Annotated in this window: 12 protein-coding genes; 1 reads left to right on the top strand and 11 read right to left on the bottom strand. The window is 63.2% G+C overall.

What is annotated here, in order from left to right; translation table 11 throughout:
* Positions 1–7: 7 nt before the first annotated feature.
* The 5 genes from AC1RZR_RS10125 to AC1RZR_RS10105 form a co-directional block, all read right to left on the bottom strand.
* Positions 8–754 (bottom strand): sugar phosphate isomerase/epimerase family protein, encoded by a 747-nt coding sequence (locus tag AC1RZR_RS10125; protein ID WP_481828412.1) that lies wholly within the window; start codon positions 752–754, stop codon positions 8–10.
* Positions 755–800: 46 nt separating this feature from the next.
* A complete protein-coding gene (locus AC1RZR_RS10120; RefSeq protein WP_481828411.1) occupies positions 801–1,898 on the bottom strand; it encodes an ABC transporter ATP-binding protein in 1,098 nt (365 codons plus the stop codon).
* Between the two features lie 5 nt (positions 1,899–1,903).
* The gene (locus AC1RZR_RS10115; RefSeq protein ID WP_477278023.1) at positions 1,904–2,839 is read right to left on the bottom strand and encodes a carbohydrate ABC transporter permease; all 936 of its coding nucleotides are present in this window, start codon (positions 2,837–2,839) and stop codon (positions 1,904–1,906) included.
* Complete coding sequence (locus AC1RZR_RS10110; RefSeq protein ID WP_477278025.1) at positions 2,836–3,732, bottom strand: carbohydrate ABC transporter permease; 897 nt, start codon at positions 3,730–3,732, stop codon at positions 2,836–2,838. The genes AC1RZR_RS10115 and AC1RZR_RS10110 overlap by 4 nt, the downstream gene beginning before the upstream one ends.
* A gap of 204 nt (positions 3,733–3,936) precedes the next feature.
* Positions 3,937–5,193 carry an ABC transporter substrate-binding protein gene (locus AC1RZR_RS10105; protein WP_481828410.1) on the bottom strand — a complete coding sequence of 419 codons (1,257 nt, stop codon included), beginning with the start codon at positions 5,191–5,193 and terminating at the stop codon, positions 3,937–3,939.
* Between the two features lie 405 nt (positions 5,194–5,598).
* Here AC1RZR_RS10105 and AC1RZR_RS10100 point away from each other — a divergent pair, with 405 nt between their 5' ends.
* Complete coding sequence (locus AC1RZR_RS10100) at positions 5,599–6,651, top strand: LacI family transcriptional regulator (protein ID WP_477278030.1); 1,053 nt, start codon at positions 5,599–5,601, stop codon at positions 6,649–6,651.
* On the opposite strand, the gene gndA is transcribed toward AC1RZR_RS10100, so the two are convergent.
* The 6 genes from gndA to AC1RZR_RS10070 form a co-directional block, all read right to left on the bottom strand.
* Positions 6,648–8,075, bottom strand: coding sequence for an NADP-dependent phosphogluconate dehydrogenase (gndA, locus tag AC1RZR_RS10095; protein WP_481828409.1), 1,428 nt, complete (start codon positions 8,073–8,075; stop codon positions 6,648–6,650). The genes AC1RZR_RS10100 and gndA overlap by 4 nt on opposite strands.
* A 168-nt stretch (positions 8,076–8,243) precedes the next feature.
* Positions 8,244–9,848: a copper resistance CopC/CopD family protein gene (locus AC1RZR_RS10090; RefSeq protein WP_481828408.1), complete on the bottom strand. Its 1,605-nt coding sequence runs from the start codon at positions 9,846–9,848 to the stop codon at positions 8,244–8,246.
* A 92-nt stretch (positions 9,849–9,940) separates the two neighbouring features.
* On the bottom strand, positions 9,941–10,459 hold the full coding sequence (locus tag AC1RZR_RS10085) for a YcnI family copper-binding membrane protein (protein WP_481828407.1): 519 nt from the start codon (positions 10,457–10,459) through the stop codon (positions 9,941–9,943).
* A gap of 35 nt (positions 10,460–10,494) precedes the next feature.
* Entirely contained in the window at positions 10,495–11,031 is a 537-nt protein-coding gene (locus tag AC1RZR_RS10080; RefSeq protein WP_481828406.1) for a copper chaperone PCu(A)C, read from the bottom strand.
* Between the two features lie 98 nt (positions 11,032–11,129).
* Complete coding sequence (locus AC1RZR_RS10075) at positions 11,130–11,486, bottom strand: DUF2946 family protein (RefSeq protein WP_481828405.1); 357 nt, start codon at positions 11,484–11,486, stop codon at positions 11,130–11,132.
* Between the two features lie 137 nt (positions 11,487–11,623).
* Entirely contained in the window at positions 11,624–12,526 is a 903-nt protein-coding gene (locus AC1RZR_RS10070; RefSeq protein WP_477278042.1) for a GntR family transcriptional regulator, read from the bottom strand.
* Positions 12,527–12,591: the final 65 nt, after the last annotated feature.

Raw genomic sequence — 12,591 nt, 5'->3', positions numbered from 1 at the left:
ATTGCTCCTAGTAGGTCTTGACGGCTGCGATCGAGCGGCGCGCGAAGCGCTCGATGTCGTTCGGGTTGTCCTGTTCCATGACGTAGTATTGGGCCGCACTCTTGGCGCGCAACACCTTGATCAGGCCGGCCCAGTCGATGGTGCCATGGCCGACATCCGACCAGCCATCCTCGTCCAGCCCTTCACCGGGCTTGGCCATGTCCTTGACATGGACGGCGCTGATTCGCTGGCCGTGTTTGTCGATCCACTTCAGCGGATCGTCGCCGCCCCGCACCACCCAGGCGACGTCCATCTCCCAGCCGATGTCGGGCGCCGCCGTGAGGATGAGATCCTGCGGCACCGAGCCATCGGCGAGCTTCTTGAACTCGAAATCATGGTTGTGCCAGGCAAAGCCGTAGCCTGCCTTTTTCGCGGCGCCGCCGACCTTGGCCAGGCGCTCGCCGAATCCGCGCCAGCCGGCCGCATCGGACGGCCGCTGGTCGGGCATCAGATAAGGACAGATGAGCAGCGTGATGCCGAGTGCGTCGGCGGTTTTGCGCACGCCGTCGAAATCGTTCTCGAGCGCGTCGATCGAGAAATGCCCGGTCGGCATGGCGAGCCCGTTCTTGTCGAGTTCGGCGCGGAAGGCCTTGGGATCGTCATAGACGCCACCGAAGCCTTCGACCTGGGTGTAGCCGAGCTTGCCGAGCGTCGCGAGGACGCCTTCCCAGGGCTGGAAATTGCGGGCGCTGTAAAGTTGGAATGACCAATTCATCGTCTCTGTCCGTTCTGCTTGGGGATGGGGTAGTAGGGCTTGGGAGCTACATGCGGTTGCCGGATTGGCTGTCGAACAGCGAGGCGCGGGCAGGATCAAAGCCGATCCGGATCGGCTCGCCATTGCGCAGCGTCTTTTCCGCCTCGACGCGGAAAGAGAAATTCTGGCCGCCGAGCTTCGTCCACACCAGCGTGTCGGAGCCCATCGGCTCGACGATCTCGACGGCGGCATCGATGGCAAAGGGCATGGCATTCGCCGCCTCGCCGAACGCGACGTGCTCAGGCCGGATACCGAACACGCAAGGTCCGCTGCTGTTGCCCGCCGCATCGAAAGCGTAGCGGTCGAGCGGTATGGATACATTTCCGGCCTTGAAGGCCGCAGACGCGCCGGCCTCCGTTTGCCCATCGATGAAATTCATCGCGGGTGAGCCGAGGAAGCCGGCGACGAAGCGGTTGACCGGACGGTTGTAGATGGTCTGCGGCGCATCGAGCTGCTGGATGACGCCACCTTTCATCACTGCGATACGATCGGCCAGCGTCATCGCTTCGATCTGGTCGTGCGTGACATAGATCATGGTGTTCTGCAGCCTGCGATGCAGAAGCTTGATCTCGACGCGCAGCTCGGCGCGCAGCTTGGCATCGAGATTGGAGAGCGGCTCGTCGAACAGGAACACGTCGACATCGCGCACCAGCGCCCGCCCGATCGCCACGCGCTGGCGCTGGCCGCCAGAGAGCGCCGCAGGTTTACGCTGCAGCAGCGGCTCGATCTGCAGGATTTCGGCTGCCCGTGCGATCCGCTTGGCAATCTCGTCCTTCGGCGTGCCGGCGACACGCAGGCCGAAGGACAGGTTCTTCTCCACCGTCATTTGCGGGTACAGCGCATAGGACTGGAAGACCATGCCGATGCCGCGGTCCTTGGGCTCTTCCCAGGTGACGTTCTTGCCCTTGATGAAGATGCTGCCTTCGGAGACGTCGAGCAGGCCGGCAATGCAGTTGAGCAAGGTCGACTTGCCGCAGCCGGAGGGACCGAGCAGCACGATGAACTCGCCCTCGGCGACATCGAGATTGAGCGTCTGCAGGACTGTCACCACGCCGAAACTCAGCGACAGGTCCTGGATCGAAACGCTGGTACCGTTCTGCGCCATATCCACTAGCCTTTCACCGCGCCAGCGGCGATGCCGCGCACGAACCATCTTCCGGAGATGAAGTAGATGAGCAGAGGCACCGCAGCCGTCAGAATGGTCGCCGCCATGTTGACATTGTACTCCCTCACGCCGGTGGTGGTGTTGACGATGTTGTTGAGCTGCACCGTCATCGGCCAGTTGGCCCGCCCGGCAAACACGACGCCGAACAGGAAGTCGTTCCAGATGCCGGTAACCTGCAGGATGACGGCGACGACAGTGATCGGTACCGACATCGGCAGCATGATGTAGAAAAAGATGCGCCAGAAACCCGCACCGTCGACGCGCGCCGCCTTGAACAGCTCGACCGGTATTGCCGCGTAGAAATTGCGGAACAGCAGCGTCAGGATGGGCATTCCGAAGATCGTATGCACGATGATGATGCCAGGAAGGGACGCGAACAACCCGACCGAGCTCAGTCCGATGATCAATGGATAGATCACGACCTGATAGGGCACGAAGGCACCAAACACGAGCAACCCGAACAGCAAGTTGGCACCCTTGTATGGCCAGAAGGTCAGCGCGTAGCCGTTGATCGACGCGCAGATGATCGAGATGACCACGCTCGGCAGGGTGATCTTCACCGAATTGTAAAAGCCTGGACTGAGGCCGTTGCAGTCGCGGCCGGTGCAAGCATGGAGCCAGGCGTCGGCCCAGGGCTGAAATGTCGGCTCGCCCGGAAGGTTGAAAAGATGTCCAAGCCTGATCTCGGGCATCCCCTTCAGCGAGGTGACGATCATGATGTAGACCGGGATGAGGAAGAAGAGCGCCGCAACGACCAGGAAAGCATAAATGCCGATGCGGCCGGCCGACAACCGTCGCGGTTTCGGCCCGAAGGGCGCCACGCCAGCCTGGTCCGGCGCTTGCTGGACAGGCTGAATTGCTGTGATCTGGCCGGCGGTCATGCGCCCGCTTCCCGCTGACGATTTCGCCGCCATAGTAGAATTCCGCTGAGAGCCAGCACGATCAGGACCGGCAGCAGCATCATCGTTGCCGCAGCCATGCCTTGGCCGACGTTCTGGCGAACCGTAATGAGCTGGATGACGTAGACTGCCGGCATGGACGTGGCGATGCCGGGACCACCGCCGGTCATGGCAATAACCAGATCGTAGACGCGCACCACGCTTACGCACTGGAGAACGAAGGCGGTGGCGAAGGCTCCCTTCATCATTGGCGCCACGATGGACAAGTGCGTGCGCCAAGTTGGGATGCCGTCGACCCTCGCCGCTTTCCAGATATCCTCGTCAACGCCGCGCAGGCCGGCAAGCAGGATCGCCATCGTCACGCCCGAGCCCTGCCAGATGCCCGCCACGACCAGCGCGTAGAGCGCGGTCTCGGCATCGACCAGCGGGGCGAAGCTGAAGCTCGACCAGCCCCAGTTGCGGAGCGCCTCCTGCAGGCCGAGGTTGGGGTCGAGCGCCCATTGCCACACCAGACCGGTGACGATCAGCGACATGGCGAAAGGATACAGGAAGATCGAGCGGAACAGGTCCTCCTGGCGGATGCGCTGGTCCATGAAAACGGCGAGCAGGTAGCCGAACACCATGTTGCAGGTGATGGACATCAGGCCGAAGAACCAGATGTTGTTGACCGAGACGAGCCAGCGGTTATCGGCCCAAAGGCGCCGATACTGCGCCAGACCGACGAAATCGTAGGTCGGGAAGAGCTTCGAACTGGTGAAAGACCACAACACCGAGAAGCCGATGCCGATCACGAACACGCCGACGGCAACGAGAATCATCGGTATCGTTCCGATGACGGCGGGCAGGTGAAATCTGTGCCTCCAGCTTTTCTGCATCGTCCGTCTTTCTCGCTTCCACCGGCACCTTGGGGTAGTGGCCGGCGTGAAAGTCAGCGTTGTCCGAACCACAGGGCCCCGGGCCGCCGCAGCTTCCCGTCCCGCGATTGTCAGCCCGTCGCCGAGAAAAGGGAGCTTCCTGTCGGGTCGGGACGCGACCGGGGCGCCGCCTCAAGGGCGACGCCTCGGGGTAATGATCGGCTCCTAATCGGAATTGCCGATGATCGTAGCAAACTTCGCAGTGGCGTCGTCAGCAGTCACGGAGTCGTCTGCGAAGAATTGCGCGACGAGCTCATTGATCTGCTGATTGGTGTTCTCGGTGATGAACCGGTTCGTCGCGGTGACGATGTTGGACGGGTCTTCCACCGCTTTCAGCGACTTCTGCATGCACGGATCGGCCGTCGACATGTCGACGTCGCCACGCACGGGCATGGAACCCTTGGCGTTGTTGAAGGCGACCTGAACCTCCGGGCTGATGAGCAGCGCCGCAAGCCGCTTCTGCGCTGCCTCGACATCCGCATTGCCCTGCTTGAAGAACACGATGATGTCGCCGTCGGTGCTGACCACCGGCTTGGCCTCGTTCAGACCGATCATGCAGCCGAAATCCTTGACACCGGTCATGCCGGCCGCCGCGAACTCGCCACGCGCCCAGTCGCCCATCACCTGAAGCCCCGCCTTGCCGGTGATCACCAGGTTGGTGGTGTCGTTCCAGTTGCGGTTGGCGTAGCCGTTGTCGGTGAATTGCTTCAGGGCCCGCAATTCCGTGAAGACGCCTTTCATCTCCGGGCCGCCGGCAATTTCGGCGCTCTTCTTGGTATACATCTCATCGCGTTTGGCGACACCGAGAGCTTCGGTCACCATATCCTGGAAGAGCAACTGGATCTGCCAGCCGTTTCCGTCGCCGCCGATGGCGAAGGGAATGAGGCCTGCCTCCTTGATCTTCGGCGCGGCTGCAATGAAATCGGCCAGGCTCTTCGGCTCCGGCACGCCCGCTTTCTCGAACACTGGCTTGGAGTACCAGGCCCAGTAGTTGGAATGAATGTTGACCGGAACACACCACCAGTGGCCGTCGACGAGGCAGGCGCTGCCGATCGCCTTCGGTCGAATGACCTCATCCCACTTGCCGGCGGTGGCGACGTCCGTGAGGTCGAGCAGCTTCCCGCCTGAAATCAGTTCCTCGTATTGCCGGCCGGGGTTGAACTGAGCGGCACCGGGCGGATCGCCGCCGAGCACGCGCTGCATGACGGTCGAGCGGGCGGTTTCGCCGAGAGCGATGGCGCTGTCCACCCAGCGGTCACCGTGGCCGTCATTGTCGAAGGCCTTTGCGAACTGTGAGACCGCCGCCGACTCGCCCTTCGACGTCCACCAGTGAATCACTTCCAGATCGGTCGCCGCGGCCGGACCGGCAAATTGCAGCGCAGCCGTCGCTGCCAGCGCAGCGGTCAAAAGTTTGTATCGCATTTCGGTTCCTCCCAGAATCTGAAACGTTACAGATTTTGGATACGGGAATTGCGCGGACTGCGCAACCCCATGAACGAAGCGAGTTCGACATTTTTTCGAGCCGCGAACAAATTCGCACGCGCAACCGCCCTCATGTGCGCTGCAACATGGCCGCTGCAGTGCAAAACACCGGAATTACGCGTGAAAACCGGCAAAAGGTGGTGGCGAGGGCGATTTCTTCTGGAATCCCAATGGGTTTCGCAACGAGCGCTGCATCTCGCCAAGAGCGGTCGCGCATCTCGACATTGGCAATCTGTAACGTTTCAGTATATTGAAGCCTCGACGGGGCTGGAGCGCATATCGTATCGCTATGGCGGCGATTGCCGACCCGGCCTGCGGCTGCTATGCGCCTGACGGGCGGGACGAATGGACAGACGGCGTACGGAAAAGAACGAGGAGGCGTTGGCGCAGGGCCGGCCGACGTTGAAGACGCTTGCCTTCATGACCGGGCTCGGCGTCACCACCGTATCGCGCGCCTTGAAGGACGCCCCGGAAATCGGCGCCGAAACCAGGCGCCGTGTTCAGCTCGTCGCCAAGCAGATCGGCTACCGGCCGAACCGTGCCGGCGTGCGCCTGCGCACCGGCAGGACCAATGTCATCAGCCTCGTGCTTAACACCGATCGCGAGATCATGAGCTTCGTCTCGGACATCATCTACGGCGTTTCGGAAGTGCTCGCCGAAACGCCCTATCACCTGATCGTCACGCCCTATTCCCGCTCGCAGGATCCACTCGACCCCATACGCTATCTGGTCGAGACCGGCTCCGCCGACGGCGTCATAATCTCGCGCACCCAACCGAACGACCCGCGCGCCCGCTACATGCTGGAGCATGGCATGCCTTTTGCCACGCATGGCCGCACCGACATGGGCCTCGTCCATCCCTACCATGACTTCGACAACCATGCTTTCGCGGTGGCAGCCGTGCGCCGCTTGGCGAGCAGGGGTCGGCACAAGCTGGCGCTTCTGTCGCCGCCGCCCGGGCTGACCTACTATGGCCACACGCTGAACGGCTTTGCCGATGCGCTGAGCGAGGTTGGCGCCAGCGAAATTCCGTTCAACACTGTTTCCATCGACCATACGATCGAGCAGATCAGGAGCCGGACCGCACAGGTGATGCGCCGCGAAAACCGGCCGGACGGCTTCGTCAGCAGCGCTGCAGCCGCGACACTCGCTATCGTCGCCGGCATCGAGGATGCCGGCCTCAAGCTAGGCCGCGACGTCGATGTGGTTTCCAAGCAGTCGTCGGACCTGCTGCACCTGTTCCGGCCGGAATTGCTGGTTGTCAACGAGAACTTCCGGCTGGCAGGCTCCGAGCTTGCCCGTTCCGTGCTGGGCTGGATCGGCGGCGCCGCGCCCGGCTCGTTGCAGAGCCTGAGCGCAGCCAGTGACGTTCTTTCGCTCAGCCAGGCAATATCCTAGCCAGCCGCACCACTTCCCCACGGCCCGTGGAACGCACCCGGTCCGTCGATGCGCTCGAAACCGTGCGCGCCGAAGAAGTCGCGTTGCGCCTGGATCAGGTTGGAAGTGCCACGGCCCTGGCGGTAGCTGTCGAAATAGGCAAGTGCCGAAGACAGCGCAGGCACCGGCGAGCCGGCCTCCGATGCCCTTGCCACGACGCGCCGCAACGACGGGTGCGCCTCCTGCATCAACGAAATAAAGGCCGGCGCCATCAGAAGGTTGGTCGAGGCACCGCCCTTGCTGAAGGCTTCCGCCATGGTGTCGAGCATCTGCGAGCGGATGATGCAGCCGGCCCGCCAGATCCTGGCGATGGTCGGCATCGGCAGGTTCCAGTTGAACTCCTTCGAGGCACCGCTCATCACCGCGAAACCTTGCGCATAGGCGGCGATCTTGCCGGCGAACAGCGCCAGCTCGAGGTCTTTGAGCAATGCGTCCGTGTCACCGGAAATCTTCGTCACGCCGATGTTGCCATAGGCTTTTTCCGCCGCCTGCCGCTCGTCCTTGATCGACGACAGGACGCGCGCCGCCACCGCCGCCTCGATCGCGGTCGCCGGAATGCCGAGTTGCTGCGCCTCGATGACCGACCATTTGCCGGTGCCTTTCTGGCCGGCGCGGTCGAGGATGATGTCGACCACCGGCTTGCCGGTCTTCGGGTCGTCTGATGCCAGCACCTTGGCGGTGATCTCGATCAGGTAGGAATTGAGCCTGCCCTCGTTCCAGTTGGAAAACACCGTGCCGATGTCCTTGGGCCCCATGCCGAGGCCGTCGCGCAGGATGCCGTAGATTTCGGCGATCATCTGCATGTCGGCATATTCGATGCCGTTGTGGATGGTCTTGACGAAATGGCCGGCGCCGTCGGTTCCGAGCCATGCAGCGCAGGGCTCGTCGTTGAATTTGGCGGAGATCGCGGTCAGCACATTTTCGACACGCTTCCACGAGTCCTCGGTGCCGCCGACCATGATCGACGGCCCGTGGCGCGCGCCCTCCTCGCCGCCGGACACGCCCATGCCGATGAAAGTCAGGCCCGAGCCCGACAGTTCGGAGAAGCGCCGCATCGTGTCGCGGAAATTGGCGTTGCCGGCATCGATGACGATATCGTTGGCCGACAGCACGCCGCGCAAGGCTTCGATCTGTTCGTCGACCGGCTTGCCGGCCAGCACCATGATGATGATCGGGCGTGGCGGCCGGATCGCCGCGGCGAGTTCCTCCAGGCTGTAGCACGGTACCACCATGTCCTTCAGCGCGCCGGCATTTTCGACGAAAGCGTCGGTGCGTGCCCTGGTGCGGTTGAAGACAGCGATCCGGTGCCCATGCTCGGCGATGTTGAGCGCCAGGTTGGAGCCCATCGTGCCAAGGCCGATCAGGCCGATTTCGGCTTTTTCCATCGTTTCTTCCCTGCTTTCGGATCTTGTTGGTTCGAGCTCGCGGTTTACCGGGATGCCCATTCTTCGGCGAGATGATTGACGGGCCTTTCGGGCCGCGTCAACCGCCTCGCCGAATTGTGTTGCATCGATTCTCGGTCGAGTTCGTACGAGGCGCTTGGCGGTCCTGCATTACGGCCTGATGTCTACGGGTGCTTCGATCTTCACCATCTCGAAGTCCGAGACCAGGATGTCGATGCGCACCGTCCAGCGGCCAGGCACCGGAATGACGAGATTGTCGACGCGCCAGCTGCCATCGCCGGGCTTGGTCGCGGCACGCTTGAGCGGCTCGATACCGGAATCGGGCTTCGACAGCACCAGAGTCACCTCCCTGGCGTCGAGCGGTCCAAAGTCGCCGGTCATGATGATCATCGAGGCGACGACCGGCCCGGCATGACCGGGCGTGATGCTCAGATCCGCCATTGCTTGCAGCGCGTGGATGTGGACCGAGACCGGTTGCGCCGCCGCGATCGCCAGTGCCCGTGGCGGCGGCGTGAAGCGCCAGCCCGCGGCAACGCCGAAGATGGCGAGCACGATCAGCATTTCAACGCCGATCGAGCGGGCGAGCCTGCGCTGCACTTCCGTCGCTCCGGCCTCGGCCGATGCGGTGAGTTTCCAGCGATTGACGGCGGCGAGCGTGAAGAGAAAGACCAGCAGCCCGAGCTTGATCAACAACAGTCTGCCATAGGCAGTGTTGACCAGTGCCGCCGGCGTCTGCACCTGGATGATCGCCAGCACAATGCCGGCCACGGCAAGCACGGCCACTACAGGCAGGATCATGCGTGAAAACCGCCGCAGGAATGGCGCGGCCTCCGCCGACTGACCTTTCAGCGCCAGGCCGAGCGGCATCAATGCACCGGCCCAGAAGGCGATGCCGACGCCGTGCAGGAACACCATCGGCCGCGTCAGCCATTGCGGTTCGGCGGCACTGGCGTGGCCGCTGGCGGCCAGCGCGACCCCCACCCCGGCCAACCCGGCCAGCGCAAATGGCTTGGCAGCCGGGCGCGGTCCGGCCAGCGACAGCAGGCCGAGTCCCAGCGCGATCAGGGCGACCAGCACCGTCCAGCCGAAGCTGGTGCCGAGCCCGGTCCGCCAGATGACCGGCTGCGCCACATGGGAGAGCGGCGCCCCGAGCGCATCCAGTCCCTGCAAGCCGAGCGACAGCGGTGCCGCTATCAGGCCGCCCAGGATTGCAGTCGTAACGAAGCGCTGTCCGGCGCGGCCACCCTGGGTCAGCCAGGCGAGGGCGAAGGCTCCGCCAACACCGATGAAAAGACCGATGTAGAGAAAGACCTTGCCGATCCAGATCGCCGACCGTTGCGGCCAGTCGACAGCCTCGGACACGACCGGCGGCTCGCTTGGCGCGCCGATGGAAAACAGCAGCGAGCCGCCGACCGGATGACCGTCGGCGGAAATGACGCGCCAGCTCAGCACATGCGTGCCGGACTTGAGTATCTGGGGATTGTCGATTTCGACCGTCTGGTCGGTGAGGCGGAAGGCGGTCAGCGGAACCGGCGTGCCGTCGGGCTTCACCAGTGTCAGCACCAGCGGCGAGACCGGCTCGCTGAAGGTCAATGAGAATTGTGCCGGCGCTTGCGCCAGCACCGCGCCGTCGGCCGGGTCGGTCTTGATCAGCGCGGCATGGGCAAAGGCCGGACTTGTCGAGGCCAGGACGACGAGCAGCATGACCACGGCCAACAGGCCGCCGGCAACCCGGCTCACGAACTTGCCGGCCATATGAATCATCCGCCGTGAGGACATCGCGTTCTTGCCATTGCCATGAAATGGCGGCGCATTCCGCGAACGGAGCGCGCCGCCGAAAGACATTACTATTTCTTCGGCAACAGCTTGATGCCGGGCGCCGGGTTCTCCAGTGCGTCTTCATCCTGCCCCGCTGCCGGGATCTCGATCCAGCGATCCGCGGCACCGTCGCATTCCTGCACCACCGGGAAGTAGAGCTTCTGGCCAACGGGGAGATCCGCCGTCAACGTCGCGCGGAAGACGAACTCGTCGTAGAATTCATCCGGCAGGCTGCCGCCGCTCCAGTCGACTTCCTTGACCCCATCGGTCACCGCCTGACCGTAGAGCTGGTAGGATTTGTCGTATTTTCCCTTCTTGGTCTGCAGCGTCCAGCCGGGCTTCGGCATCGGCTTCACCGCGATCACCCCCTCCGGAATCTGCACGCGCACGGCGGTCGTCGCCTTGCCATCGCAACCGTGCGGCACGCGCAGAACAGCCTTGTAGGTCGAGCCGACGGCGGCCTCCTGGGTTTCGAGCGTGATGTGCGCGAAGGCGGCACTTGTCCCAAGGACGAGAAGCGCGCCGGCCGACAGAAGATACTTGTTCATGATGGTCCCTCTGATTTCAGGAATTGCTGGCCGGATCAATTGGCATGGTCGTCCATGCCGCCACCCATGCCTTCGACAGCGAAGTCGACGCGGACGGCGCCGGCCTTTTCGAAGGTCAGCGTGGCGGAGAATTTTTCGCCCTGCTTGGGTTGCCGCTTGAGGCCGATGAACATCAAATGATAGCCGCCAGGCGCCAGTGCCACCTTCCCGCCAGCAGGGATTTCCAGGCCGCCGGCAACCGGCCGCATGGTCATGACACCGTCCTTGACGCCCATCTCGTGCAGCTCGGCTTTTTCCGAGACATCGGAGGAAATCGACAGCAGCCGGTCCGGTGCGCTGCCCTTGTTGGTGATGGTGAAATAGCCGCCGGCGACTTTGGCCCCGGCCGGTGTGGCGCGCGACCAGGGGTGGCCGATCTCGAGATCGCCGACTTTGAACTCATGCGCGAAGCCAGTCTGGGCGCCGGCCAACAGCAGCGCAAACGCCAACACGGCAATGCCGAGTCGCATCTCGAAGCTGCGGAAAATGCCGCCGAGCGTAGGACGCGCGGCGATGCGGAAAAGTTGGGACATGGTTGCTCCATGAAGTGATGGTCGCGCCGTTGCCGGTCGCGAGCCGTTCTGTTCCTTGGATGGGGACGCCCGGGAAAGGTTCCGTCGGGCAAACAGGCTCAGGCCGTTCGCGGCGGCGCGCGCGGGTTCGACGGCGAGCGCTCGCGCGCGAAGTCGAGATGGATGGCCGCCGGAAAGACGAAGGCGAGTGTTTCAAAGGAAAGGCTGCCAAGTGCGAGCCCCGCCTCGGGCGGCGGCGCAAAGGCTGCCGAAAACATGCCACACCCAAGCACGCAGCATGCCGGCAGATGTGACGGCTGCGGGTTGCCGCTAGGAAGCTGGGTCGCACCCTCACGGGTACAGATGACGTTGCCGAAGGCATCGAGTTGCGATGCATCCGGTCCGGTGCCGAAGGCGAACGCACCGAGCGTCGACTGGAGCAACAGCAGATAGGCCGCGACAAGCGCGACCGGCATGCTCCACCGACTCCCCTTCTTGTTCAAATGCCTCGCCTGTTCAAACGATCTGCCTCGTCAAGCAATCAACGACAGATACCTACCACGGCAGCCGGAGGGCGAAAATCGCCAAATCGACGCTGCGGCAACGCGGCATATCAAGGTTTTTGTGACGCCCGGCTTTCAGGGATCGAGGTCAGCAACGTCTGGCGCGCCGACTTCAGGTGCTTGCGGCAGGCGGCATCCACCTTGCCGAGATCGCGCGATTTGAGTGCCTCGATGTAGGCGAGATGCTCACCGATGGCGACCTCGTTGCGCTCCCGTTCCTGTGCCTTGTTCCACTGGTAGTGGTAGTGGAAGATCATGGCGATGACGTCGTAGAAATCGACGATGAAGCGGTTGCGCGACGCCCGGTGGATGAGCCGGTGGAAGCGCTCGTCCAGCTCGGAGAATTCGTTGAAGCGGGCGGCGATCTCGCTTGCCAGCAGGCGATGCTCGCCTTCGAGACGGTCGAGATCGGCCCAGACCGCGCTGTCCAGCGGCAGGGCGGCAAAGGCAGCCGCCGAGCGCAGTTCGAACATTTCGCGGATTTCAGTCAGTTCGAGCGCGAAGGCGCGCGTAAAACCCTTCAGCACCCAATGGCTGTTGCGGCGCTTCTCGATCAGGCCGAAGCGGGAGAAGCGGATCAGGAACTCGCGCACGCTGGTGGTGCCGACGCCGATCTCGCGCGCCAGTTCGAGCTCGTTGATCTGCATACCGGCCTCGGCACCGCCGGCGAGCAGCCGGCGCATGAACGACCGCTCGATGATCTCGGCCAATGTGTCGGTCTCTTCCTCGGGGAAGAAATCCTCGGGACGCGGTTCGCGCAGCACAGTCTTGGCGCGCTTGTTCCAGGCGATCAGCCCGGTCTCTTCCATGCGCGCCAGGATGGTGCGTACTGTGGTGCGGCTGACGCCTAGCAATGTACCCAATTCCGGCTCCGAAGGCAGGCTGCGTGTTTCATCGAGCAGCCTGAGGCACCTGTTGTAGGCATCCTTGTAGACGTTGTTGCTCTTCGACATTCCTGACCCGTTGCACGCCGTCGCTTGCGGCTGCTGGCTTGAAGCGCAATATGACGTTCCCATGA

It is taken from the genome of Mesorhizobium bavaricum (genome assembly GCF_056781655.1).
This window is presented reverse-complemented; position numbering and strand designations above follow the sequence as displayed.

What these genes read in the sequence shown, in the direction of transcription:
- AC1RZR_RS10100 (WP_477278030.1), top strand. Translation starts at nt 5,599, where the DNA reads ATGGACAGACGGCGTACGGAAAAGAACGAGGAGGCGTTGGCGCAGGGC.
- AC1RZR_RS10105 (WP_481828410.1), bottom strand. Translation starts at nt 5,193, where the DNA reads ATGCGATACAAACTTTTGACCGCTGCGCTGGCAGCGACGGCTGCGCTG.
- AC1RZR_RS10080 (WP_481828406.1), bottom strand. Translation starts at nt 11,031, where the DNA reads ATGTCCCAACTTTTCCGCATCGCCGCGCGTCCTACGCTCGGCGGCATT.
- AC1RZR_RS10120 (WP_481828411.1), bottom strand. Translation starts at nt 1,898, where the DNA reads ATGGCGCAGAACGGTACCAGCGTTTCGATCCAGGACCTGTCGCTGAGT.
- AC1RZR_RS10070 (WP_477278042.1), bottom strand. Translation starts at nt 12,526, where the DNA reads ATGTCGAAGAGCAACAACGTCTACAAGGATGCCTACAACAGGTGCCTC.
- gndA (WP_481828409.1), bottom strand. Translation starts at nt 8,075, where the DNA reads ATGGAAAAAGCCGAAATCGGCCTGATCGGCCTTGGCACGATGGGCTCC.
- AC1RZR_RS10115 (WP_477278023.1), bottom strand. Translation starts at nt 2,839, where the DNA reads ATGACCGCCGGCCAGATCACAGCAATTCAGCCTGTCCAGCAAGCGCCG.
- AC1RZR_RS10085 (WP_481828407.1), bottom strand. Translation starts at nt 10,459, where the DNA reads ATGAACAAGTATCTTCTGTCGGCCGGCGCGCTTCTCGTCCTTGGGACA.
- AC1RZR_RS10125 (WP_481828412.1), bottom strand. Translation starts at nt 754, where the DNA reads ATGAATTGGTCATTCCAACTTTACAGCGCCCGCAATTTCCAGCCCTGG.
- AC1RZR_RS10090 (WP_481828408.1), bottom strand. Translation starts at nt 9,848, where the DNA reads ATGGCCGGCAAGTTCGTGAGCCGGGTTGCCGGCGGCCTGTTGGCCGTG.
- AC1RZR_RS10110 (WP_477278025.1), bottom strand. Translation starts at nt 3,732, where the DNA reads ATGCAGAAAAGCTGGAGGCACAGATTTCACCTGCCCGCCGTCATCGGA.
- AC1RZR_RS10075 (WP_481828405.1), bottom strand. Translation starts at nt 11,486, where the DNA reads ATGCCGGTCGCGCTTGTCGCGGCCTATCTGCTGTTGCTCCAGTCGACG.